The organism is Myxococcus dinghuensis, from assembly GCF_024198235.1.
Classification (GTDB): domain Bacteria; phylum Myxococcota; class Myxococcia; order Myxococcales; family Myxococcaceae; genus Myxococcus; species Myxococcus dinghuensis.
In genome coordinates this window covers 1-23851 of sequence record NZ_JAKCFB010000067.1, presented here as the reverse complement: position 1 = coordinate 23851, position 23851 = coordinate 1, and the positions used below count along the sequence as shown (strand labels likewise).

Below are 23851 nucleotides of genomic sequence, written 5' to 3'. Positions count from 1 at the left end.
CCCCGCGGGAACTTCCCCGCTCAGTGCGGCGGGGAGAAGCGCCCGGGCTCCAGGGAGGTGAGGGCCGGGCGCGTCTTGCGGAACACGTAGTAGTCGGCGGTGCGGGCGAGCTCCGGGCGCGCGGGCAGGGGGCGTCCGCGAGGCAGCCGGTCCGGGGCCTTGGGCACGAGGTACTTGTCCAGGTCCTGGTCGTCGACGACGTAGCTGCCGCGCTGCTCGCGCATCACCGCGACCAGGGCCAGGTTCTCCTCGGCCGCGGCCTCCGTGGCGTCGCCGTGGTGGTCGTTCGTCACCAGCAGGCCGCCCACCCGCAGGTACTTCCCACACGCACGGGAGATGCCGCCCGCATAGAGCGCCAGGAGCAGGTCGAAGCTCTCCTCGAGCACCGGGAGCGGCTGCAGGTAGTCCTGCCCGATGAAGCGCACGTTCGGCGGCTCGGGATACTCCTGGCGCGAGCGGACCTTCCGCATCACGCCCTCCTTGTTGCCGAAGAAGCCCCGCGCCAGGTCGTTGCGGTCCACGTACACCACATGCTGGAAGAAGAAGGAGGGCGTCAGGTGCACGAAGCAGCCGGGGTACAGCACCGTCTCCAGCGCCGCGAAGCGCTCGCGAAGGGCCGCGAAGAGTCCCGCCCGCTCGAGCTGATGATCGACCACGAAGCCCTGGTAGATCTCCTCGACTCTCTCCATTTGCGGGATTTGAACTGGTTTGAGGAAAGGGCACAACTTCGCGTCAAACCCAGGGGATGCAAGGGCTTGTAACGCGGCAAGTTACAACCGAGCTGTGTCTGTAGCCCGCCACGCCACGAGGGACGGGTGGTGGCGGGCGGGCCTTCGGGGACCGGTGGCTGGCCTGGGGGGTGCACGGGGGGGAGCCGTCGTTCACCCCTGGAGGATGCATCCATGACGCAGTGGTTCCCGAGGAAGGCCCCTGGCCTGAAGTGGGCGTGGTCGGGCGTGCTCGCAGCAACGCTGTGCGTTGGTTGTGGTGGCGGCGAGGCGCAGGAGTCCGGCGCGCCGCTCGAGGCGCAGGCCCAGAACGCGGCGAACGAGCCCGTGCCGGCGGACAAGCCGGTGCCCATCGTCCAGTCGCTGGACGTGATTCCGCTCGAAGACACCATCGGCTCGCAGACCAAGAGCCTGGTGCGGGCTCGGCTCGCGCAGGGGCAGGAGAAGCTGTTCAAGGAGGTCCCCGCCGTTTCGGACGAGGACAAGCCCATCGTCCTGCGCGACGACGGCACGGAGGGTGACGAGAAGGCCGGTGACGGCGTCTTCTCCGCCATCACCGTGGTCGACCTGGCCAACCACCTGAAGACGCAGGACCGCATCACCAAGGCGCAGGATCGCCAGCCCAACGAGCCGCTCACCTTCGCCGTCTTCAACAACCGCGAGGTGGTGGAGGAGCGCAAGGTCGTCGCCCTGTCGCCGGACATCTTCAAGCCGGGCGGGACCATCCCGCTGACGCCGGTGGGCCTGCTCTCCGACGTGACGCCGAACAAGTCGCTCATCATCACCCACCCCAACGTCATCAACGACCCGACGCGCACGTATGACCCGTGCACCAACACGGGCAACCCGAGCGGCGTCTGGACGTTCAACCACCTGATGACGGAGATGGCGAGCACGTTCACCACGCCCGCGAACCTCACGCAGCAGTGGCTGAACAAGTGGAGCACCGCGCAGATCATCAACGGCTGGACGGTGCCGGCGCGCACCTCCGTGAACACGCGCATCCTCACCCCGTGGCCGAAGGTGGGCGGCCAGCTGGACATGACGAAGTCGGGCTTCAAGCTGGTGGCCATCGTCAACCGCCTGGACCTGGGCAAGGGCGCGGGGACGGGGGGCTACGGCGGCTCCAGCGGCGGCGGCGAGCTGCGCTTCGTGTTCGCGGCGGTGGACCGCAGCGCGGGCTGCGTCGTGCGCGAGCTGTTGACCATCTTCGAGTACGAGGTCCCCAAGACGAGCTGCTCGGCGGTGCGCACGTGGGCGCAGGGCTGGATGGGGTTGTCGAGCCCGTCGATGGTGCTCGGCAGCCCGGCCTACAACGCGGCGCTGGAGGCGCTCACGGAGCAGGTCGTGGTCGCGGGCGCGGCCCCGGCCAAGCCCAACGGCAACGCCATCAACCAGATCCGCACCAACGACTTCATGCTCGGCTCCCCGTGGGAGCTGCGTGAGTTCCACCTGAACCCCGGCCCCGCCTTCCTGACGGAGACGGAGACGGTGCTGACGCCGGGGGACACGCGCAACAACCAGCCCATCTTCCGCGACTTCGTGAACACCAACGAGGCGGCCATCCTCGCCAACACCTACTCGGTGCCGGCCACCTTCCTGTCCTCGAACTTCCTCGGCGCCAACCCCCGCATCCCGCTGCCCTCGAGCACCTTCTGGCGGGCGACGGGCATCCTCAACAACACCGCGCGCCACAAGTTCTCGCTCAACACCTGCAACGGCTGCCACGCGCGCGAGACGAGCACCCCGGACTTCACGCACATCAGCGAGACGGGCGCGCTGTCGCCCTTCCTCGCCACGGGCATGAGCAACCCGCTGACGCCGTTCAACGTCGCGGACCCCGTCTCCGGCGCCGTCCGGCAGTTCTTCGAGATTCGCGACCGCGCCCAGCACCTGGACTCGGTGGCGAACCAGTCGTGCCTCACGCGCGCGTTCGACGTGCGGCTGCTGGCGGTCCACTGATGTGAGTGGCGTTGCACGAAATCCGCACAATCTTTCCTCATGAAGCGCACGGGGTGGTCATCCGGGTTGCACACCGGGTGGCCATCCTGTGTCCATGAACCTCTCGTCTTCCGCGCCGCGTCCGCCCCGGACGTCCGACGGCCCCCTGCGCAAGGGCCTGCGGTGGCTGGTCGCCCACCACGTCTTCGGCAGTGTCCTCATCGTCGTCTTCGCCACGGCGGTCATCGCCGGCCAGGTGGCGGACCGCACCGACTTCGCCAACTCGGAGCTGGCGGCGGGGGTGGAGGAGCGCTGGGGCGCGCCCGTGGTGCAGCCCGCGCCGTCGCTGCGCTACGTGCACAGCGGCACCCTCTTCACGGAGCTCAAGCCCCTGGCCTTCGACCGGCAGCACGTCGAGGTGCTGGCGAAGATGAACTACCGCAAGCGGGGCCTGCGCTACTTCTCCGGCTTCGACTTCAACCTCGGCGCGGAGTACGCCGTCGTCAACCGCGAGGGACATGACATCGACGTGGCGTTCATCTTCCCCATGGAGATGGACAAGTCCCAGGTGCTGCTGTCGGAGCTGAAGTTCCTCGTCGACGGCCAGGAGGCGAGCCTGGACCTGGGCGAGTCCGGCAACCGGCTGGTCTGGACGGGCCGCATCGCCAAGGGCGCCACCGCGCGGTTCACCATCCGCTATCGCGCCCGGGGGCTCGACTCGTTCGTGTACAAGCTGGACCCGGCCCTGTCCGCGCGCGACGTGCGGCTCCACTTCGCGGTGGAGGGCGGCGACAACTACGACTACCCCGCCGGCGTGTTGTCCGCGTCGTCGGTGCAGCAGTCGGGGGACACCGTCTCCTTGGACTGGGCCTTCCAGTCGCTGGAGTCGGGCGTCAACCTGGGCGTCATCCTCCCGTCGGAGAAGACCTTCGACTCGATGGTGTCGACCATGGCCCGCCGCGCGTGGGTGCCGTTCCTCGGGCTGGTCGCGCTGCTGGCCGCGCTCGGGCTGCGACACAAGCGGCACCTGGCGCTGCACGAGGCCTACCTGGTCGCGGCCGTCTACGGCTTCTTCTTCGTGCTGCTCGCGTACCTGGCGGCCTTCATGAACTTCTACGTCGCCTACGCGGTGAGCGCGGTGGGCCTGGGGGCGGCGGTGGTGGCGTATGCCCGGTGGCTCTTCCCCCAGGAGAAGCCCGCGGTGCTCGTGGGCCTCTGGGGCGCGACGCTGCTGGTGCCCACCGCCGCGGTCATCCTCGACGGCTACACCGGCCTCATCTACACGCTGGAGCTCCTCGCCGCGTTGCTGGGGCTGATGGTGCTCTCCACGCGCGCCGGCGTGCGCGCCTTCCTCTCCGACCTCTCCCAGCCCGGGCAGCCGCCTCGCGCGGAGCCCCCGTCCGTCCTCGCGCCCCATCCGGAAGCGAGCTGAGACTCCCATGCGCACCCTGCCCATCCTCTTCGGTCTGTTGTTGTCCACCCAGGACGTCCTCGCCCAGGGCGTCTCGAAGCCCTCCGGCACCGCCACCGTGCCGTTGGAGCAGCTCATCCCGCTCTATTCCCAGCGCGAGTCGCCGCCCGCGCCACCACCCATGGATGCGGTCGTGAAGAGCGAGCTGTCGGGCCGCCTCACCGCCGACGCCCTCCTGGTGGTGGCACACTTCGAGGTGGAGGTGCTCGGGGACGGACGTTGGACGCAGGTGCGCCTGCTCCAGCTCGACGCGGACACCTACCCCACGGAGTTGCCCGAGGTGGAGGGGGCCACGGTGGGCGTCGTCGACGGACACCTGTGCCTCGTCACGCGCAAGGCCGGGCGGTACACGCTGGATGTGGGGCTCGCCGTCCGCTCCGCTGGCGCCGGGGGGGAGCGGCGCGCGCAGCTGCGCTTCGGTGCCCACGCCGCGCCGGTGCCGCTGGTGCTGGAGGCGGACACGTCCGTCTTCACGCTGATGGAGCCCCTGCCGGCGAACGCGGGCGAGGGCTACACCGTCTATCCGGCGCAGGGCGCGCTGCGGCTGGGCTGGCGCGCGGCGGCGCCCGTGGCACGGGCCGAGAAGGCCCAGGTCCGCCCGCCGCTGGAGCCCCGCATCGCCGAGGCCTCCGCCACCTGGGTGTCGACGCTGGAGGGCCGCGCGACGTTGCGCGTCGGCTACACGCTGAACCTGGACCGGGAGCAGCCCCTGGAGTTGACGCTGCCCGAGGGGCACGTGCTCGAGCGCGTCACGCTCAACGCGGTCCCCGTCCCGGTGGAGGCGGAGGAGGGCGTGGTGAAGCTGAAGGTCGCGCCGGCGCGGCTGGGCGAGACGGGGGGGACGCTGGAGGTGGTGCTCACGCGGGAGCTGGGGGTGTTCCATCTCTCCGGGCGGTTGAAGCTGGCGCTGCCACGCGTGTCGTGGCCGGTGGCCGAGCTGCGTGCCCGCGCGCACTTCCCCGCGGTGTTCAACTACCGCCGCGAGGGAGGGAGCCTGGAGCAGGTGGAGACCGCGGACGCGCTGCCGCCCGAGGCCGCCGCGCTGCCGGGCAAGGTGCTGCGGTTCCGCCAGTACCTGGTGGCCGCTTCGTCGCCCACGTTGGAGCTGGGCTATTCGGTGGACATCTCCAACAGCTACTTCCGTTGAGCCGGTGTCGAGGCCACGGCCACGGCGAAGGCGGCGCCGGGGACGTCGGCCCGGGCGGGGAGCAGCTCCAACGCCGCCCCGAAGGCGCGCAGCATGGACTGGGCGATGGTGAGGCCCAGTCCCGTGCCGCCCCTCTCGCGGGCGGTGGTGAAGAAGGCATCGAAGATGCGGGCGCGGTTGGCCTCGGAGATGCCGCGCCCGTCGTCGCGCACCACCACGCGCAGCAAGCCGGGCTCCGGCGTCTCCACCGCGAGCGACACCTTCACCGGGTCGCCGCCGTGCTGGCGGGCGTTGGCGACGAGCTGCCAGAGCACGTCGTCCAGGACCTCCGCCGGCAGGGCAATCTCCATTCCCGGGGGCACGGGCGCCACGTCGACCCGGGCCAGCCCCTCCTCGCGGGCGCGCGCCGCGAGCGAGGTGAGCAGGGGCCCGAGCTCCACCCGGGCGGGCGTGGCCGTCATCGAGTCCGCCCGGGCCAGCTCCAGCAGCCGCTGCACCAGCCGCGTGAGCCGCCGGGCATCCGCGTCGACGTTGGCGAGGAAGCGGGCGCGCTGCTCCGGTGTCATCGCGTCCGCGCTGTCGCGCAGCAGCTCCACCGCGCCCTGGATGGAGGCGAGCGGTGTCTTGAATTCATGGGACACGTTGGCGGCGAAGGAGCGGATGTAATGGTTCCGGTCCCGCAGCGCGGTGGCCATGCCGGCCAGCGCCTCCGACAACTCGGCCAGCTCCGCGACGACGGGGCGGGCCACGGGCTCGAAGCCCTCCGGGGCGCTGGTGGCGATGGCGCGCGTCTGGCGCACCAGCGCGCGCACGGGACGGCCCAGGAGCGCGGCGGCGGCCACCGACATCCCCGCGACGGCGCCGAGCAACACCAGGCCCGTGGCGCCCAGGTTCCAGCGGTCCGCGTACACGGCCTTGGCGAACGTCATGGGCGTGCGTGTCAGCAGCACGGCGCCCCAGACCCGCTCGCCCGCGAGCACGGGCAGGGCCACCGAGACGCGGATGCCCGTGTCCCGGCTGAGCGAGGCCAGGGGCGTGTCCTCCGCCTCCGCGTGGCGGCGGCGCAGCACGCTGGCCGGTTCGCCCCTGAGGGCGCGCTGGATTTCGGGGCGGTCCGCGAGCGTCGTGCCGATCAGCTCCGGGCCGCTGCTCGCCACCACCACGCCTTGCGCGTCCACCACGCGGATGCCCGCGAGGGTGGCGGCGCGCACGCGCTCCAACAGGGCGGACAGCCTGCGCCCGGCGTCCACCGCGACGGCCTCTCCGGGGACGCGCGAGCGCGGAGGCCGCTCGTCCGGTGGCAGGGGCGTGTCCGAGGCCTTGAGCGAGGGGAGGATGGGGCGCAGGCGCTGGTCGTCCGGGATGGGGAAGGGCCACTTCGCCGTGCGGGGGCGGCCGTAGTCGCGCGGGCCCACGTACTCCTCCAGGAGCGCGCGGTGGACCTCCACCACCACGGAGCCCTGGGTGATGAGCTCCATCTCCGTCTGCCGGATGAGCTGGTCGTCGTAGACCCGCACGAAGGCCAGTCCCCCGAGCGTGAGGACGAAGCCCGCCAGGCCCACGACGGCGAAGACCATCCACAGCCGGGGGCGTGTGCGGGGGCTAGGGGATGGCGAGCCGATAGCCGAGCCCATGCACCGTCTCGATGACTTCGCCGCCCGCCACCGCGAACTTCTGGCGCACGCGGCGGACATGGCTGTCGATGGTCCGGTCGCTCACCACGCCGTCGTCGTAGACGCGCGTCATCACCTCGTCGCGGGTGAAGACCTTGCCGGGCACGCGCAGCAGCGCCGCGAGCAGGTGGAACTCCGTCACGGTGAGCACCACCTCGCGTTCGCCCCACCAGGCCTTCCAGCGCTCCTCGTCCATGCGCAGCGGCCCGCGCGACAGCGGGCGCGTGGGGGCCGGGGCCTGTTCGGGAGCGGGCGCGGGGCGGGCCCGGCGCAGCACGGCCTTCACCCGGGCCACCAGCTCGCGAGGGCTGAAGGGCTTGGTGAGGTAGTCATCGCCGCCCATCTCCAGCCCGAGGATGCGGTCCACCTCGTCATCTCGCGACGACAGGAAGACGATGGGGACCTCGTGTGCGCGGCGGACCTCGCGGCACACGGCGAGCCCGTCCATCTCCGGCATCATGATGTCCAGCACGATGAGGGACGGGCGCACCCGCGGCACCTGGGCCAGCGCGGCCTGACCATCCGAGGCCTCCTCCACGCGGAAGCCTCCCTGCTCCAACGCGAAGCGGACGATGTCGCGCAGGTGCGGATCATCATCGACGACCAGGACGGTGGGACGCTCGGCCAAGGGATGCTCGAAGGCGGGACGCGGAGTGTCGCCCCGTCAGCGCGGGGCAGGGACTTGGGGTCCCAGTCGTAGATTTTGTCGGCGCGCAACGCAACTGGGGGATCGGGTGGACGATAACCCAGCATGGCTGGGCGGGGTTCGAGCGAAACCACCGCCGCATCCACGACTTCTGTGTCTGACGGAGGGCGAGCTGCCTCGGGGGAGGGGGCTCGCGCCAGGTGAGCCGGGGCGCACGGTGCGCCCCGGCTCAGCCGGCGAACGGGGAAGGGGGCACCGGCGGGTACCCTTCACGAACCTTGATTCGCCGCGTCCGCCGACGCGGGCGCCGGATGGTCGCCGCCGCGACGAGCGCGAGCACCACCGGCACGAATACCAACAACGTCTGAGTCGTCACCATCTGCCTCCTCCACGAAGAATGGAGGAGGGGTCTGACGCACGTGACAGGTTAATCCTGAAATCAGGCCTGTTCCCGTTATGGGGCCTGTGGTGGCGCGGGGTTCTGATGTCTCCTGCCCGGAGGTGTGGGTCCGGGTGGGGTCAGAGCGTGCAGAGCCACCGGCCGTTGGGGCGGCAGATGCAGTTCCCATCCGGGGTCCCGTCGATGCAGCAGTCGCGGGAGGAGTTCACCGGTGAGCAGCTGCTGCCGTTGAGGTTCTCGCAGAAGTTGCCGAGCAACGCGCAGTTCGAGGTCGTGGGTGGGGGTGGGCAGTAGGTGTACTGGCCGTCGCACACCACGTGGGAGTTGTTGAGGGCGGAGCAACTGTTGCCCGTACAGGAGAGGGGGCCTCCGTTCGCACAGGTCGCCGAACAGGTGACGAGCGCGTGCTCGTCCTGCACGAGCGCGTCCTCGGTGGTGGGGGCTTCGGTTCCGCCACAAGCCAGCAAGGTCAGCGTGGCCAGGGCCAGCAGCGGCTTCAGGGACAGTCTCATGGTGGGTTCTCCTCGGGGGATTCAGGGGTCTTGCGGCGGGACGGTGCACATCCAGCCGTATTGGGTGGTGCAGGTGCAGCTCCCGGTGGGCAGCCCGTCCAGGCAGCACTTTCGCTGGGAGCCGTAGGGGCTGCACGACGTGCCCAGGACGTTCACGCACGACTGGCTCGGATTGCTGCAATCGAGCGGAGGCGTCACCTGGCAATACTGGTAGGCGCCATCGCATTGCACGTACGAACCATCCACCGCGGAGCAGGTCGAACCCCAACACGAGAGGTTCGAACCGGAGGGACAGCTCGTCGAACACGAGACGAGCGCGCTCTCCTCCTGGCCCAGCGCTTCTCCGGCCTCACTGCCTGGCGTCGTTCCTCCACAGCCCCACAGCGCCAACATGACGAGGGACATCCAGGCGCTCAGTTGTTGCTTCATCGCGTTGCCTCGCTTGCTTCGGGTTGAGCCTTCGTTGCAGGTGAGTTCGCTTCGGCTCTCGCGGGAACTTCAATGGCTGCCAACGGCCAGCCTCCTGGAAGGCGGGCTCATCCTTCTGCGATACGGATTGCGAAGACAAGTGGGTCTGTCGCGGAAGTGTAAATATACAGGTCTGGCATGTATGCGTCAGGCATTGTATCCTGGCGGGCCCACGCGACGTGGGGCATCGACAACCCGGTTGCAGGAGCGTACATGCGCAACATTCTGAGAGGATTGCTGGCGGCGGCGCTGTTGACGGGATGCGGCGGGAGCGAGCTGGACGCGGCGGAGCCGCTCCCCACCGAGGACGGCACGGTGACGCAGGCCGCGACGGACTGTCAGTCGTGCATCGCCGAGCGCAGCGAGTGTTATTCGACCGCGGAGACGTATCCGCAGAAGGTCCTCTGCTCGCAGGCGTACACGGCCTGCCGGGCGCAGTACTGCCCTTGAGCGGTCCGCGCCGTGTCGACGAGACCTGGCGCAAGCCTCGCGCGGCCCGTTCCGGCGTCTGGCCGGGACGGGCTGTCGTGGGGCCTGGAGACGTGGCGCGTCAGTGATTGTAGGAGGTGTCTCGCGCGGGCCCGCGGCGGGACGCCCGGCGCGTCTCGCGGCCGTTGAAGTCCAGCGCGTCGTCGTCGTCACCCAGGAGCGTGCGGATGCTGAGCTGGGAGAGGCTCTCGCGCGCGTCCAGGGTGGGCGTCACCTCGTACCGGGGGACGACGGAGGCCGGCTCTCCCAGGCGCAGGCGGATCTCCCGCACCGTCTCGATGTAGCGCGCCAAAGGCTCCATGCGCGCGAGCGCCCGGCGCAGGACCTTGTCGGTGCGCTTGCTCAGGAGCCGATCCCAGGCGAGATAGCCCGCGCCGAGCGTGGCCGAGCTGGTGAAGAAGATGATGAAGTTGAGCACGCCGCCCAGATAGCGATTGCGCGTGGGGGCCTGTTCGGCCAATGCCTGGGAGAGGATGCCCTTGAGGGCCTCGACCGCCGTCTGGTGCGCGATGCTCGTCCACTCCCGCGCGTCCTTGGGGCCGCCGAGCAGCAGGCCGCAGATGCCCAGGTGGAGCGAAATCAATGACAGGCGCGCGGCGTCGCGCTCGGTGCGCAGCGCCTCGGTGAAGCAATGGCTGGCGGAGCGGACCAGGTCCATCCGCTCGTCGCGCGCGCAGTAGGGGCGGGTGGCCGCCTCCAGGTGCACGCGACCGTCGTTGAAGGCCCCCTCGCGCAGCAGGTGCGGTCCCCGGTGGAGGTGTCCCAGCAGGACGACCTGCTCTCCCTCGGTGCGCAGGAAGGTCTCCAGGAACGTGGTCGCGCCTTCGTCCTGGAGCTTGCCGGCGATCTGTCGCGGCGTTGCCAGGATGAGGTCATTCCACGTCGCCATCTGCCATGTCCCCTGTGCCGTGTCGTCTCATGGAGCCGATGAGCACCCCGTCGTTCCCGGAGTCTGCCACAGACACCCGCCACGTCGACCAGGGGTGAGGTCCGCCGCAAGTCGGTTCGCGGAAACGCGGACGCGCCACGACCTGTCTTTCGAGTCGTGCGGGAAAGTGCTGGCCGCATGGAAACGCCTTCGCCCGGGATGACGCGGTCGGGCGAAGGCGCGTGTGCCGCGTGAGGCGGTGGGTCAGGGCTTACCGAGGTTCGTCCACGTGTTGGTCGCGGGGTCGTAGCGCTCGACGTTGTCGTTGAGGTCCGTCGCGAGCAGGTAGCCGTTCGAGCTGAAGATCTTCGTGGCCGCGCCGTGGATGGAGGTCCACGAGGCGCCGCCGAACTTCATGATGAGCGAGCCATCCGGGCGCAGGCCGTACACGTCGTTGCCCACGGCGACGAAGCCGCGGCCCGAGCCGCCGATGGTCGTCCAGGTGATGCCGCCGTCGTAGCGCTGGATGGCGTTCTTCGTGTTGTCGAGCCGGTACATGCTGTTGCCGCCGCCGACGAGCTCGCTGCCCGTTCCTCCCAGGGTGCTCCACCCGGTGCCCACGCCGCTCCAGAGCGCGACGTAGTCGTCCTGCCACGAGCCCAGGCCGAACACCTGCGTGGTGGTGGCGGCGAAGCGGGAGCCCGGACCGCCGATGAGCGTCCAGGTGCCGGTCGCGGTGTTGTAGCGGGAGATGTTGCCGGTGGCCGCGTTGGTGGAGCAGAGGGTGCCCGCGCAGGGGAGGATCTGCGCGACCGCGCCCCCACCACCGATGGTGACCCAACCGGTGCCGAGGTACTGCACGGGCGCGCCGCCGCCGGGAATCTGTCCGTAGAGCGTGTTGCCCACGGCGACGAAGGCCTGGCCCGGGCCACCCACGACGGTCCACCCGGCGGCGTCGCGGCGGTAGATGTCTCCGGTGGAGCGCTTGCGCGCGTACACGACTCCGTTCGCCGTGCTCAGCGCGTTGGTGGGGGCTTCGTAGAGCGACTGGGCGCCCTCGACGTCACGTTGGGAGATGAAGTTCAGCGTGCGCGCGGGGTCCAGCCAGCCGGGCTTGGAGGGGTAGTGCATCGCGCCGCGTCCGTCGTAACAGGTCAGCGGGCGATAGGTGCCGGTGGTGACCATGCCACAGCCGGCGGCCGTGTCGTGCTCGTGGAGGAAGCCCATCGCGTGGCCGAACTCGTGCGTCAACACCGCGAGCAGCTGGGCGTCGGTCCAGGTGTTGGTGGGGCCCAGCTCGAGGAAGCGGGTGGGGCGGGTGAACGTCGGGAAGCCCATGCCGGCCTGGAGACCGGTGAAGGCGAGGTTGCGCTCGACGTTGTACTTGACGGTGTTGTTGTTCCGGTTGCAGTTGACGCCGTCCTGCGTGACGACGTGCACGAAGCGCACGTTGGCGGCGCCCTCCCAGCCCGACGCGGCGCGGTGCATGAACTCGACGAGGCGGGCGTAGTCGGCGCCGAAGTCGGCGGGGCGGATGCAGTAGCTGATGTTCCAGCGGTCCGTCCGGTTCCACGCGGCATCGACGCCGTTGTCGCGGTACACGGAGAGGCCGTTGGGGTTGTCGTTGAGGCGCGTCCAGTAGGCGCGGACGGCCTCCAGGTCGGGCATGCGCATGTCGCCCTCGACCCGGAACTGTCCGTCCTCCGTGGGGACGACGTGCTGCTGCCGCCAGGCGTCGAAGGCGGCGTGGGTGGCCTCATCGGTGTTGGTGAGGTCGTCCTGGGCCGGGTCCATCGACTCCGGGCCGCAGGCGCCGAGCAGCATTCCCAGCGCGGTGGCGAACGTTGCCGTCCGCCACGACGGGCGTCGGAGGTCAATCGTGGGCTTCATGCGAGGCTCTCCCCCTGCGTCGAGGCCGGGGCCTCGACGTCGGTGATGTGGTGTCGCGGTGCCTTCCATGGGCGCCGCGACCCGAGAACGGGCCTCGCGCGATTTCTTCTCCGGGAATTCGCGAATCAGGCGCTGCCAGGGGCAGGCGCGGAGAACACGCGGAAGCGGGTGACGGGGCGGTAGCCCATGCGCCGGTAGACGGGCTCCCCCGCCTGGGTGGCATGCAGGACGGTGCGCTGGATGCCCCAGACGTCGCGGGCCTCGGCGAGCGCGCGCCGCATCACGGTCTCCGCCACGCTCGCCTTGCGGTGCTCCGGCGCGGTGGCGACGAGCGCGATGTAGGCGATGCCGTCCACCCGCATCACCACGGTGCTGCTGGCCGGCGCGTCACCCTGGCAGGCCACGAAGCCGCGCGAGTCGTCGTGGAACATCGATTCGACGTCGAAGGCCTTGCGACCGAGCTCGCGGGGCATGTCGTAGGAGATGGCGTTGATGTCCGCCACCGCCTGCCGTCCCCAGGCGTCCTTGACGGGGCGGATGTCGAGCGCGGGCAGGGGGCGCACGGGCTCGCGGAGGTCGTCGGCCACCATGCCCGTGACGACGGTCAGCGGCTTCAGCCGGTACCAGGCGAGGATGGACTCGGCGCGCTCCTGGACCGCAGGGGCCATCCAGTCGTCGGACATGATGAACGTCCACGGATGCTTGCCGGTGGCGAAGTAGCGGGCGGCGGAAGCGACGGCGGCCGCGAGCGCCTGCTCGGTGTCCGCGGCGGCGCGGAGGAAGGCGGCGTTCATCAGCGCCCACGGGATGTGGCTCGCGGCGATGAAGACCTCGGGGCGCTCGACGACCTCTCCGGCGAGGGAGCCCAGTGCGAGCTGTCTCCAGGCGCCTCGGAATTGCGCATGGGACTCGTCGATCTCGGCTCGGGTCGCGGTGTGCATGGCGGGGCTCCTGGTGAAAGGGGGAACCCCGCAGTGTATCCCATCGTGCCGCGTCCGCCCTCCACCCCAGGTGCGTGATGGCGTCGGCCCATGCACCAGGCGACACATGACGCCTGCCTGCCGTCGCGGCCGGACGCCTCAGCGCGCGGCCACGGCTCGCAGCAGGGGACGGGCCTTCTCCAGGAGCGCGAGGAACTCGGCTCGTTCGGCGTTGCCCTCGGGCGTGGCGCCGCGCGCGATGTCCTGGAGCGTGTCGATGCTCCATCGGTCCGCGTGAGGGCTGCGCCGCAGCAGCTCCGCCGCGCCCATGACCGCGGTGGCGAAGCGCAGGTCGCTGCTCGCGGTCTCGAAGGACGTCGCCAGGGATGCGGCGTGGAACGGATGCGCGGACTCGGTGGCCTTCTCGCCCCGAGGCGCCTTCGCGCGCACGCGGACGGTGGCGAGTCCCTCTCCCGCGCCGGGCTTCAGCTCCAGCTCGTACAGCGCGGTGACGGTGTGGCCGGAGCCCAGCTCTCCCGCGTCCACCTTGTCGTCGCGGAAGTCCCGGTCCGCGATGGTCCTGTTCTCGTAGCCGATCAACCGATAGCGAGCCACCTGCGCGGGGTCGAAGTCCACCTGGAGCTTCACGTCCTTCGCGATGACCTCCAGCGTCCCTCCGAGCTGCTCCTGGAAGATGCGCTTCGCGGCGAGGAGCGAGTCCACGTAGTAGTGGTTGCCATTGCCCTTGTCCGCGAGCTGCTCCATGCGCTCGTCCCGGTAGTTGCCCAGTCCGAAGCCCACCGTGGTGACGGTGATGCCTTCCTTCACGTGGCCGCGGATGGTCTTCAGGAGCTCCTCGTGGGAGGTCGTGCCCACGTTGGCGTCACCGTCCGAGAGGATGATGACGCGCGACACGGACGCGCCATCGAGCGTCTTCATCGCCTCGCGGTAGGCCATCTCGATGCCGGAGCCCATCGCCGTGGAGCCGCCCGCGGAGAGGTCCTCGATGGCGGCGTGGATTCGCGCCTTGGCCTCCATGCCGGTGGGGCCCAACACCCGGCGCACGTCGCCCGCGTAGGTGACGAGCGCCACCGTGTCTCCGTCACGGAGGTTGTCGACGAGCATCCGCAGCGCGCGCTTCGCGAGCGGGAGGCGGTCCGGCGACTGCATGGACCCGGAGACGTCGACGAGGAACGTGAGGTGCGCGGGCTTGCGCTCGGTGAGGGTCAACCGGCGACCCTGGAGTCCCACGCGCAGAAAATGCCGACCGGGCGTGAAGGGAGAGGGCGCCGCATCCAGGTGTACGGCGAACGGGCCGCTGCCTGGCGCTGGCTCCGGATAGGTGTAGCGGAAGTAGTTGACCATCTCCTCCACGCGGACGACCTCGCGCGAGGGCAGGGCGCCCTCGAGGAGGCTGCGTCGGGTGAGTGTGTACGACGCGGTGTCCACGTCGATGGCGAACGTGGACAGGGCGTCCTCGGCGGTCGTCGTGAAAGGGTTCACCGTGTCGGAGGACACGCGCCGTGCGCTGGACGCGCTCAGGTCCCCGTTGGAGTCGGCGATGGCCCCCCCGCTACCGAACACGCCCCGGCCGCTCTTTCCCGCCATGGCGCCGATCCCACCGCCTCCCGCTCCGTAGCCCCGCATTCCGATTCCCTTGTTGCCGCTGGGCGCTGGGCCCTTGAGGTCACTCACTCGATGCGACAGGCGCTCCATCGGCGCGGGGGCTGGGGCGTTCGGGAGTGTCGCAGCCTCCACGGGTTCAGGTGTCTTCGTGGCGGGTGCCCCCTCGACGGGGGCCGCCCCTGCCATTTCGTTCGCGGCCCGGTGATGGGCGGCTTGCGGCGTGGTGGCCGCTGGGGACCTCGTTGGTGCCTCCTCGCCTCGTGAACCGCAGCCACCCAGGCCCGAGAAGGCGAGCGATGCACATACGAGTCCCGCGACGGCAATGGGGTTCCGCCTCATCACGATTCTCCCTGTTCTGGATTCGCCGCTCCCCCTGACAGCGGCTCCGCGTGGCGGGTTCCCGAGGTTCCGGAGGTTTCGCGCGGGTGCGGGCGAGTCGTCTTGGCGCCGCTCGGACGCCCGGGGTGAGGTGACTTCGGGGGCCTGACCGCGCGGCGGCCGGTGGGTCGACCCATCCGTTGGTGGTGCGCACTCCCGCATGGCGGGGCGAGGGGAGGACGTCTAGGGTCACGGCATGACGCAGGCCGTGAGTGATGCATGGACACTGCCCTGGCGGGGCCTGGGGCTGAGCAGCAACCTGAGCGCGGCGGACGTGCCGCATCCATACCGGCTGCTGGATGCCTCACCAGGGCTGTTCGATTTCGTCGAGTACAGCGCGCCGCTGTCCCTGGAGGAGGCTCGCGCGCACGCCTCGCTGTTCCCGGAGATGTGGCGTCGGCGCGAGGAGGTGCCGGTGCTGTTCCACCCCGTGCACCTGAACCTGTGGGGGCCGGAGCTGGAGCCCGTCTCCGCGCTCGCCGCCCTGGATGCCCACGCGCGCGAGGTGGGCAGCCCGTGGGTGGGCAACGACGTCGGGTGGTGGCATGCCGAGGGGCAGCCGTTTCCTGGCTACCTCTACTTCACGCCGCCCTTCAACGAGGCGGGCCTCGCGGAATGTGTCGCGCACGCGCTGCACGTGCAGGCCCACCTGTCCGTGCCGCTCGTCCTGGAGAACCCCGCGGTGCTCGCGCGCCGGGGCGAGTGGCACGCGCTGGACTTCCTGGCGCGCCTGCACGCGAGGACCGGACTGCCGCTGCTGTTGGACCTGGGGCACCTCTTCAGCCATCAGCTCTCCGCGGGCCTGCCGCTCGAGGCCGGCCTCGACGGGTTCCCGTTGGAGAAGGTGGTGGAGATCCACATCGCCGGAGGCGTGGTGACGCGCCGTGGTGGCCGCACCTTCTACGTCGATGACCACACCCAGCCCGTGCGCGAGGAGCTGTTCCAGCTCCTGGAGTCGCTGCTGCCGCGGTGCCCCTCGCTGCGCGCGGTGACGTTCGAGGGAGACGGCCACCCGCCCGAGGTGGCGGAGCTGTCCTTGCGCCGGCTGCGCACGCTCGTGCCCCGGAAGTCGCGGCCCGCGCTCGCGCTGCGTCCGCCCGAGCTGGTGGCGCCCGCCGCGCTCACGGGGGAGGGCCGCCCGTGGGCGCTCTTCGACGCGGGGCATGGCGTTGCGCCCGTGGACTCCGTCGAGGACGCGGAGGGCACGCTCGCCGACCAGGACTTCCGCCTGGCCGTCATCGCCGAGATGCTCGACCGGGACTGGCCACTGTCGCGCCTGTTGCTGGCGGGCACTCGCGAGCAGTTGCTCGCCTTCACGGCGTCCCGCGAGTACCGGAACCTCTTCTCGGGGTTGGGGGGGACCCCCACGCGGGCCTTCTCCTCGTGGGCCATGCGCCGGCTCCGCGAGCAGCCCGACGAGGGGGCCTCCGCGGTGCTCTCGTTGGAGATGATGGCCCCCACCGCGTTCATGCGCCCGGCGCCGGCGCCGGGACCGGGGCAGGTGGGGCTGATGGAGGACGTGCGCCCTGGCATCCTCCCGGCCAACCTGACCGAGCTGGTCTTCGCCGCGCGCGCCGTGAGGCGGCACCTCACCGGCCGTGCGTGGGCGAGCGGGGCGCTGGAGCTGTCGGGGTTGGAGGCGCTCGGCCAGGCGGCGCGGCGCTTCGGGCCGGGCCCCTGGACGTTCGCCGTGCGGCGCAAGGCCTCGGGGCACGAGGTGGTGACGGGGACGCGGGCGCTGATGGCCCTGCTCAAGGTGCTGGCCTCCCAGCCCCAGGGGGTGGGGGAGGTCCCTCCGGAGGTGCTGGCGGAGGGGCTGGGGCGCGGGCTGATCCGCCGGGGAGATGCGCCTGGGGCAGACCGAACCCTTGCGCCTGCCCGTCCGGTAGGGTAGGTCGCGCCGAAATGACGTCGTCCCCCCTGGTTATTGGCATCGCGGGTGGCACCGCGTCGGGCAAGACCACCGTGGCTCGCAAGGTTCGCGAGGCGCTTGCCGACTGCCGCGTGGCCTTCATCGATCAGGACTCGTACTACCGGGACCTGAAGGACCTTCCGTTGGCGGATCGCCGGGAGGTGAACTTCGATCATCCGGATGCTTTCGACACGGAGTTGCTGGTCAAGCACCTGCGGGAGTTGAAGGCCGGGCGGGCCATCCAGAAGCCCGTCTACGACTACGTCGCCTCGGCCCGCCAGCCGCGCACCATGGGCGTGGACCCCGGCGACATCATCCTCATCGAGGGCATCCTCGTCCTGCACATGAAGGAGGTGCGCGACGAGATGGACGTGAAGATCTACGTCGACGCGGACGACGACCTGCGAATCCTCCGGCGCCTCACCCGGGACATCAAGGACCGCGGCCGCGACTTCGACCACGTCGTCAGCCAGTACCTGCGCCAGGTGCGCCCCATGCACATGGGCTTCGTGGAGCCGTCCAAGCACTTCGCGGACATCATCATCCCGCACGGCGGCAACAACGAGATCGCCATCAGCATGCTGGTGGGCGCCCTGCGCGGGAAGCTCTCCGCGCCGCAGCCCCGCGAGTAGGGCGGGGGCTCTTCAACCCACGCGCCGCAGGAAGTCTCCCAGCGGCGCGTGCAGTTGTTTGGTGTCGGTGAGCAGCGCGGCATGGTCGCCGGGCCCCGGCAGTTCCAGCAGCCGGGCGCTCACCCCCGCGGCGCTCAGCAGGTGATACGTGTCGCGCACGCGGCTCACCGGCGCCAGCGCGTCGGAGGCTCCCGCCACCAGCAGCACGCGCGCGCGGATGCGTGGGAAGGCATCCGCCACGTCGCTGCCCGCGTAGGCCGAGCACAGCATCGCCCACGAGGCCGCGTCGAACGTCTCCGCGAACGCCTCCGCTTCCGCCTCCAGTCTCCCCGCCGCGTCGCCCTCCGGGTACAGCCGGGCCAGGTACTCGCGACCGTACAGCAGCCGCTGGAAGTCCAACCGCAGCCGCCGCATCGTCCGGCGGGGCGCGCTCTCCTGCTCGTACAGTCCTTCCCGGAAGTCGGGGTCCGCGCGCAGGAGCTGCCACGCCAGGCCCAGCCGCTCGCGCACGCCTTCGGGGAGCGCCCGCGCCGCGCCGATGGCCACCACCGCGTCCGACAGGTCCGGGAACAGCGCCGCCAACCGCAGCGCGACGTGCGCGCCCAGGCCCACGCCCACCAGCGCCCGGACGTGGGTCAGCCCGCGCGAGCGCAAGAGCGCGGACACGCCGCGCGCCATGTCCAGCACGGTGAGTGGCGGCAGGTTGGGGCCGAGCCGCTCACCCGTCTCCGGATCCGACGTCGCCGCGCACGTGTTCCCGAATGGGCTGCCGAGCAGGCCCACCGACACCACGGGCGTCACGCCCGGGTCGATGGCGAGCCCGGGGCCCACCAGCGCGCGCGCCCACCCCGATGGTTGATACGCGGAGTCCTCCGCGGGCCCGAGCGCGCGGTGCGAATGGGAGAGGTCGTGCAGCAGCACCACCGCTTTGCCATCGCACGGTTCTCCATACGTCTCCCAGGCCACCTGGGGATTGCGCAGCAGCTCGCCCTCTTCCAAGGGGAGCAGTGCGGTGAACAGGTGGATGCCGGTGGCCTGGATCACGTTGGGGAATTCTCATATCACTGCCTGCCTCACAGCACAGGAGCCTGCCGCTTGAAGCGCTACTTCGGAGTCATCGTCCTCGTCGCAGGGGTCCTGCTGGGCGCCATCATGAGCTACCGCAGCGCGAGCGCTCGCACCCGCGAGGCGCAGCGTGAGGCGGACATCCAGCGCATCCACGCGGAGTACCTGGAGCGTGTCGGTTGGATGCGCGCGAACCCGGACGAGGCCACCTACCGGGACGAGCTCAAGTCGTTCTTCAAGAACTACTTCGAGCAGGTGGACGACCACCTGAAGACGTTCAATGGCAACAAGAACTTCGACGGCTACCTCGCGGAGCTGGAGAAGCGCGCGGACAGCGGCAAGGACGAGCGCGCCGGGGACCGCAAGGCGTTCTACGAGTACACCCGCAAGCTGTTCGACAGCATGCGCGAGGGCCGTTACCGCCCGGTGTGGACGGCGACGGACAAGGGCATGCGCCTGGACGTGGTGACGTCGGACGTCGTCATGGTGATGGGCAAGCCGCAGGTGCGACTGCAGTTGGTGCTGTGGGGCGCGCAGCGCTACCTGAAGGACGAGGGCAAGGTCCGGAAGATGATGACCAGCGCCTCCTTCGACACGGTGTGGAAGCTGACCGACGCGAAGGGCAAGCTGCTCGGTGAGATGCGCGGCGCCGACCCGTCGATGAAGATCGACCATCCGGAGCGCTTCATCGCGGAGTTCCCGCCGCAGATGGTGCTGGGCCACTACGACCTGGACATGATGCCCAGCGAGGTGGCGAAGCTGGAGATGACCATCAACGTCTCCTCGCGCGCGACCTCCGGCGGTGACGCCGCGGCCCACTATGTGTGGAAGCTGGACGTGCCCTCCGAGTGGAAGCTGGGCGCGGGCGAGACGTGGGAAGGCGCCACGCAGGAGGAGCGTCCGGAGGAGGAGATCGACCCGGCCAAGAAGGCGTCCGCGGAGTGACGCCGGGGTCGGGGATGCGCGCTCGGACCCGGAGGCCCGGGCGCGTCACTCCACGACGGTGAAGTGGGAGCCCAGCCGGTACGCGGACAGCGTGCCGGTGTCGTCCAGGAAGTAGAGGTTGAGCTTCACGTCCGCCTGGAGCGCGACGAGCCCCGCGCCCGCGCGGACCTCGGCCAGCACCTGGCCTCCGCGCGGGTCCACCGCGCGCACGCGCTCGCCCGGCAGCAGCGTCACGCCCCGCGCCGTGCGCGCCGGCAGCGCGCCGATGAGCGGCTCGCCCGCCACGCCGATGCGCCAGTCCACCGTGCCGGAGGCGGCGACGCGCGCGGCGGCGCCGGAGGCGCTGGTGACGACCACCGCCCTGGGAAGGGGCGACAGCGCGTAGGGCCCTGGCCCCAGGTGCAGCGGTCGCTCCCAGAGCCGCTGACCCTTTCCGTCGAGACACAGCAGCACGCCCTCGCGCTCCCGCTCGCCCGCGATGAACACCCGCGAGCCCACCGGCAGCGGCGCGGACGGATGGGTGATGTCCGGCTCGTGCGTCCAGACGGCGTCGCCGGTGTGTGCGTCGGCCAGCAGCAGGGCCCAGTGCGAGCCCCGCCCGAGCAGCGCGAGGAAGCGCCGGCCCCAGGGGATGGGCGCGCCATGGAAGGGGAGGGGGGCCCTCATGCGGTAGCGGACCTGTCCGTCCTCCAGGTCGAGCCCGTACACGTAGCCGGAGTCCGTCGTCACCAGCGCGCGGTGGCCCTGCGTCGTCAGCCAGCTGCGCTGCGTGCGCGGCGGGGCGAGCCGCCACACCTCGCGCCCGGTGGCCTCCGCGAAGGCGACGACGGTGCGGTCCTCGGACAGGGTGAGCAGCAGGCCGTCCTTGCGCAGCAGCAGCGGCCCCAGGGGGATGCCGTCATGGTCGTGCAGCCAGCGCGCGCCCGCGCCCCGGCCGGTGAAGCCGTACACCCGCGACAGGTCCGCCGCCACCGCGTGGCCATCCGCCGCCGCCGCCACGCCCAGGGGCGCGGCGCGCTTCCACAGCCGCGTGCCGTCCTTGCGGGAGAACGCCACCGCGGCCTGCGGTGCGCAGCACACCGGCCCGTGGCGCCCCAGCAGCAGGCGCGACTCCTCCGAATCCTCCAGTCCGCGCTGCTCCCACAGCCGGTCGAACCGGAGCCGGCGCAGCCGCCCCGGCACCTTGAGCGGCTTCGACGCGCCGGCCTCCGTCCGCGTGCGGCGGTTGCGCGCGGCGCCCTCGACCTCTGGAGGCTCCACGGGGCCTCGCAGGTGGGACAGGCCCTCGCGGCACCGGTCCGCCAGCTCCGCGAGGTAGGGGTTGTTGACCTGGGCGCGGCCGTCCTCGGAGAACGCGGCGGCCAGCGCCTCGCCCAGGTGGAAGAGGGCCGCTGCCAGCGCGCTCGCGTCCAGCGCGAAGGGCGCGCCCGTGCGGCCCAGTCGCGCCTTGCCCGCCTTCAGGTCGAGCAGCAGCGTCGGGCGGGCCCCGAACGGGGCCAGCTCGAACCGGGCCTCGCCCAGCTCCACCGCCCGCACCAGCTCCACCGCGAGGCGGGACAGCTCCAGGGTGGTGAGGAAGGGGGGGCCGGGGATCTTCCAGGCCTCGGGGCGACCCGGGAGGGCCAGCCACACCTCGCCCGCCCCCAGCAGCGGCGCCAGGGTGCCGGATGTCCCGCGCTTGCCTCCCTCCCGGGAGGGGCGGGGGCCCACGTCGCGCAGCTCGAAGCCGAAGCCGGGGGCTTCCGGGGGCTCCAGGCGTCGGGTGGACGGCTTCGCCGGCTCCTCTTCCGGAGGGCGCGCCGGCCGGCCCAACTGCTTGAGGGGCTCACCGAGCGCCTGGGCGAGCGGCGCGGCGACGGACTTGGGGGCCACCCGGGTGACGTCCGCCAGGAACCGTTCACCCGCGGTGCGGATGGCCTGGGTCAGCTCCTCGGCGTCCACCCGGATGGGGGGGCGCATCAACCGGGCAGGGCGGGCCAGGCTCGCCACCAGCAGCTCCACCTCGCCTCCCACCCGCCGGAGGACCAGCTCCAGGTGGGCCTCCGCCAGGGAGACCTGGGCCATCCGGTGGCCCCCTCCGCGCAAAGCCACCACGGCGCGCACCAAAGCGGGCACCACTTCTGCTAAGGACTCCTCCACCGCTCCGGACAGCAGGTCCACGCCGTCCAGTTCCAGTGCGATGGAATCCAGCGGGGAGGCCGAGGGTTCGCGTTTCCAGCGCTGTCCGATGCGTATGCGGGTCATCTTCCGTTCGTTGACAAGCCAGTTTAGCGATGGCTAGCATCCGCCGCCCATACGGACCTACATTTTTGTAACCGTTCGGAATTCTTGGGGAATACTCGATGACATTCTACGAGGCCGCGCTCCGAATCCTGGAGAGCGAAGGTCGTCCCCTCCATTTCCTTGAAATCACCGAGAAGTCCATCCAGCAGAACCTGCTCTCCCACGTCGGCAAGACGCCCGAGGTGACGATGCTCTCGCGCCTGGCTGCCATGGCGCGTCGCACGCGGGATCGCAAGGTCGTCGTGACGGCGAAGGACACCTTCGCGCTGGTGGATTGGTCGATTCCCGAGGACCTGGAGGCCCTGGCTCAGACTGGCGTCATCGAGCCGCATCCGGAAGAAGACCTTCCGCCGATGCGGCCCGCGGAGCGCCACCCGGAGCCGCGCACCGACAACGTGCGGGCCGCGGGGCGCGGCAGTGAGCGCAAGCGTCGCCGGGACGAGGACGAGGAGCGGGGTGGGAAGCGCAAGCGCTTCCCGCCGCTGCCGGAGGTGGTGTTCGAGATCCTCAGCGACGCCGACGGCGGGCTGCGCACGGAGCTCATCATCGAGCGCGCCCGGGGCAAGGAGCTGTGCGCCGAGGACTGTACGGTGGAGGCGGTGCTCACCGCGCTCCTCGAGGACAACCAGCGTCGCATCGACGCGGGTCGTCGCCCGCAGTACGCGTTCAACAAGGACACCGGCGAGGTGACGCTGGAGCGCGCGGGCTCGCCGAGCGAGGCCCCATCGCTGGAGCTGCAGGCCGCGTTCGCGCAGGCGCTGGGGATTCCGCTCGAGGCCGGTCGTCCGGTGCTGTCGCGCGCGGCCACGGCCGCCGCGGGCGAGCCGGTGGTGGACGCCGCGCTGCTCACCACGCTGCGCACGTCGCTCAAGGACGCGCGCCGCGCGGTGGCGCGAGGGCTGCGCAAGCGCCTGGGCGACGCGGACGTGGGCACGTTCGAGAAGTCCGTGGTGAAGATGATGCACGCCCTGGGCTTCCGCGAGCTGAAGGTGGCCAAGCGCTCCAAGGAAGGCCCCCTGCTCACCGCGCGCAAGCGCGAGGGCAGCGTGGAGCTGCGCTACGCGGTGCGCATGCTGAAGGGCTCGCCGGCCATCGACCGCAAGTCCGTGCAGGAGCTGCGGCGCGACCTGGGTCACTACTCGGCGCAGGTGGGCCTGCTGGTCAGCGCGGGCGACGTGCGCGGCGACGCGCGCACCGAGGCGCAGGCCAGCGGCTCGCTGGTGATGCTGTGGTGCGGTGACGCGCTGGGCGAGAAGTTCCTGGAGGCGAAGACCGCCGTCACCGTCACCCAGGTGGAGCTGTACGAACTCGACGAGCGCTTCTTCGAGGCCGCGAAGCTGGACGCCGAGGAGGCCCAGAAGCGCCGCGAGGAGCGCCAGCGCGAGAAGCAGTCCCGTGAGGAGGAGCCGTCCGACACGGTCGCCGCCTCGGGCGAGCGTCCGCCGCGCGAGAAGCGCCGCCGCGACCGGGAGCGTGAGAGCCGCGCGACCGAGGAGACGGAGGTCTCCGTCGAGTCCGCCGCCCCGGGGGAGTCCGCCGCCGAGGCGCGAGAGGTCACGCCGCTGGCGCCCGTCGCGCCGACGCAGTCCTCGGGCGCCGAGGACGAGGAGGGCGAGGACGGCGACGACGAGGGTGACGACGACGACCTGGAGGCCGCGAGCGCGTTCGTCGGCGCGAAGGGCGAGGGTGCCTCCGAGAACGGCGGGGCCGAGGGTGCCGCGGGTGAGCGCAAGCGTCGCCGCCGTCGCCGTCGTGGGCGCCGCGGGCGTGGCAACCGCGCCGCCGAGGGCGCGACCCCGGGCGCCGCTGCCGCGGGTGAAGCGGGCGCCGCCGGCGCGGTGGCTCCGGGCGAGGCGA

At 71.0% G+C, this 23851-nt stretch carries 20 protein-coding genes and 1 pseudogene; 8 read left to right on the top strand and 13 right to left on the bottom strand.

Going from position 1 to position 23851, the window contains the following annotated elements; translation table 11 throughout:
• Positions 1 to 20: 20 nt before the first annotated feature.
• Positions 21 to 689 carry a hypothetical protein gene (locus tag LZ198_RS40845; protein WP_253977600.1) on the bottom strand — a complete coding sequence of 223 codons (669 nt, stop codon included), beginning with the start codon at positions 687 to 689 and terminating at the stop codon, positions 21 to 23.
• A gap of 213 nt (positions 690 to 902) precedes the next feature.
• On the opposite strand from LZ198_RS40845, the gene LZ198_RS40840 reads away from it, so the two are divergent.
• The 3 genes from LZ198_RS40840 to LZ198_RS40830 all read left to right on the top strand — a co-directional run bounded on the left by LZ198_RS40840 (position 903) and on the right by LZ198_RS40830 (position 5287).
• Entirely contained in the window at positions 903 to 2690 is a 1788-nt protein-coding gene (locus LZ198_RS40840) for a choice-of-anchor X domain-containing protein (protein WP_253977599.1), read from the top strand.
• Between the two features lie 94 nt (positions 2691 to 2784).
• Complete coding sequence (locus LZ198_RS40835; RefSeq protein WP_253977598.1) at positions 2785 to 4101, top strand: hypothetical protein; 1317 nt, start codon at positions 2785 to 2787, stop codon at positions 4099 to 4101.
• A 7-nt stretch (positions 4102 to 4108) separates the two neighbouring features.
• Positions 4109 to 5287 carry a hypothetical protein gene (locus LZ198_RS40830; protein ID WP_253977597.1) on the top strand — a complete coding sequence of 393 codons (1179 nt, stop codon included), beginning with the start codon at positions 4109 to 4111 and terminating at the stop codon, positions 5285 to 5287.
• Here LZ198_RS40830 and LZ198_RS40825 read toward each other — a convergent pair.
• The 6 genes and pseudogenes from LZ198_RS40825 to LZ198_RS40805 all read right to left on the bottom strand — a co-directional run bounded on the left by LZ198_RS40825 (position 5275) and on the right by LZ198_RS40805 (position 8947).
• Positions 5275 to 6921 (bottom strand): sensor histidine kinase, encoded by a 1647-nt coding sequence (locus tag LZ198_RS40825; protein WP_323383412.1) that lies wholly within the window; start codon positions 6919 to 6921, stop codon positions 5275 to 5277. The genes LZ198_RS40830 and LZ198_RS40825 overlap by 13 nt on opposite strands.
• Positions 6890 to 7156: a winged helix-turn-helix domain-containing protein gene (locus tag LZ198_RS43765; protein WP_407667511.1), complete on the bottom strand. Its 267-nt coding sequence runs from the start codon at positions 7154 to 7156 to the stop codon at positions 6890 to 6892. Before LZ198_RS43765 ends, LZ198_RS40825 begins: the two co-directional genes overlap by 32 nt.
• A 144-nt stretch (positions 7157 to 7300) precedes the next feature.
• Positions 7301 to 7519: pseudogene (locus LZ198_RS43760) on the bottom strand (response regulator); the annotation flags it as partial.
• 316 nt (positions 7520 to 7835) lie between these two features.
• On the bottom strand, positions 7836 to 7985 hold the full coding sequence (locus LZ198_RS40815; RefSeq protein WP_253977594.1) for a hypothetical protein: 150 nt from the start codon (positions 7983 to 7985) through the stop codon (positions 7836 to 7838).
• Positions 7986 to 8125: 140 nt separating this feature from the next.
• Positions 8126 to 8518 carry a hypothetical protein gene (locus LZ198_RS40810; protein WP_253977593.1) on the bottom strand — a complete coding sequence of 131 codons (393 nt, stop codon included), beginning with the start codon at positions 8516 to 8518 and terminating at the stop codon, positions 8126 to 8128.
• Positions 8519 to 8539: 21 nt separating this feature from the next.
• The gene (locus LZ198_RS40805; RefSeq protein WP_253977592.1) at positions 8540 to 8947 is read right to left on the bottom strand and encodes a hypothetical protein; all 408 of its coding nucleotides are present in this window, start codon (positions 8945 to 8947) and stop codon (positions 8540 to 8542) included.
• 252 nt (positions 8948 to 9199) lie between these two features.
• On the opposite strand from LZ198_RS40805, the gene LZ198_RS40800 reads away from it, so the two are divergent.
• A complete protein-coding gene (locus tag LZ198_RS40800) occupies positions 9200 to 9436 on the top strand; it encodes a hypothetical protein (RefSeq protein WP_253977591.1) in 237 nt (78 codons plus the stop codon).
• A 100-nt stretch (positions 9437 to 9536) separates the two neighbouring features.
• On the opposite strand, the gene LZ198_RS40795 is transcribed toward LZ198_RS40800, so the two are convergent.
• From LZ198_RS40795 to LZ198_RS40780, 4 genes are all read right to left on the bottom strand, one after another.
• Positions 9537 to 10364: a hypothetical protein gene (locus LZ198_RS40795; protein ID WP_253977590.1), complete on the bottom strand. Its 828-nt coding sequence runs from the start codon at positions 10362 to 10364 to the stop codon at positions 9537 to 9539.
• Between the two features lie 243 nt (positions 10365 to 10607).
• Positions 10608 to 12233 carry a M57 family metalloprotease gene (locus LZ198_RS40790; protein WP_253977589.1) on the bottom strand — a complete coding sequence of 542 codons (1626 nt, stop codon included), beginning with the start codon at positions 12231 to 12233 and terminating at the stop codon, positions 10608 to 10610.
• 125 nt (positions 12234 to 12358) lie between these two features.
• Positions 12359 to 13174 carry a GNAT family N-acetyltransferase gene (locus LZ198_RS40785; RefSeq protein ID WP_253977588.1) on the bottom strand — a complete coding sequence of 272 codons (816 nt, stop codon included), beginning with the start codon at positions 13172 to 13174 and terminating at the stop codon, positions 12359 to 12361.
• Between the two features lie 138 nt (positions 13175 to 13312).
• Positions 13313 to 14761, bottom strand: a complete 1449-nt coding sequence (locus LZ198_RS40780) for a vWA domain-containing protein (protein ID WP_253977587.1) — start codon at positions 14759 to 14761, stop codon at positions 13313 to 13315.
• Positions 14762 to 15353: 592 nt separating this feature from the next.
• Between LZ198_RS40780 and LZ198_RS40775 the strand changes: the two genes are divergently transcribed.
• Together LZ198_RS40775 and udk are read left to right on the top strand one after the other, a co-directional pair.
• On the top strand, positions 15354 to 17051 hold the full coding sequence (locus LZ198_RS40775; protein ID WP_253977586.1) for a DUF692 domain-containing protein: 1698 nt from the start codon (positions 15354 to 15356) through the stop codon (positions 17049 to 17051).
• An 11-nt stretch (positions 17052 to 17062) separates the two neighbouring features.
• Positions 17063 to 17701 (top strand): uridine kinase, encoded by a 639-nt coding sequence (gene udk / locus LZ198_RS40770; RefSeq protein ID WP_253977585.1) that lies wholly within the window; start codon positions 17063 to 17065, stop codon positions 17699 to 17701.
• 12 nt (positions 17702 to 17713) lie between these two features.
• On the opposite strand, the gene LZ198_RS40765 is transcribed toward udk, so the two are convergent.
• Positions 17714 to 18745 carry a homoserine O-acetyltransferase family protein gene (locus LZ198_RS40765; protein WP_253977584.1) on the bottom strand — a complete coding sequence of 344 codons (1032 nt, stop codon included), beginning with the start codon at positions 18743 to 18745 and terminating at the stop codon, positions 17714 to 17716.
• Positions 18746 to 18796: 51 nt separating this feature from the next.
• Here LZ198_RS40765 and LZ198_RS40760 point away from each other — a divergent pair, with 51 nt between their 5' ends.
• Positions 18797 to 19711 carry a hypothetical protein gene (locus tag LZ198_RS40760; RefSeq protein ID WP_253977583.1) on the top strand — a complete coding sequence of 305 codons (915 nt, stop codon included), beginning with the start codon at positions 18797 to 18799 and terminating at the stop codon, positions 19709 to 19711.
• 45 nt (positions 19712 to 19756) lie between these two features.
• Here LZ198_RS40760 and LZ198_RS40755 read toward each other — a convergent pair whose 3' ends face one another.
• Entirely contained in the window at positions 19757 to 21955 is a 2199-nt protein-coding gene (locus tag LZ198_RS40755; protein WP_253977582.1) for an outer membrane protein assembly factor BamB family protein, read from the bottom strand.
• A 98-nt stretch (positions 21956 to 22053) separates the two neighbouring features.
• On the opposite strand from LZ198_RS40755, the gene LZ198_RS40750 reads away from it, so the two are divergent.
• Positions 22054 to 23851 (top strand): HTH domain-containing protein (locus tag LZ198_RS40750; protein ID WP_253977581.1); only part of this gene is annotated, 1798 nt, incomplete at its 3' end.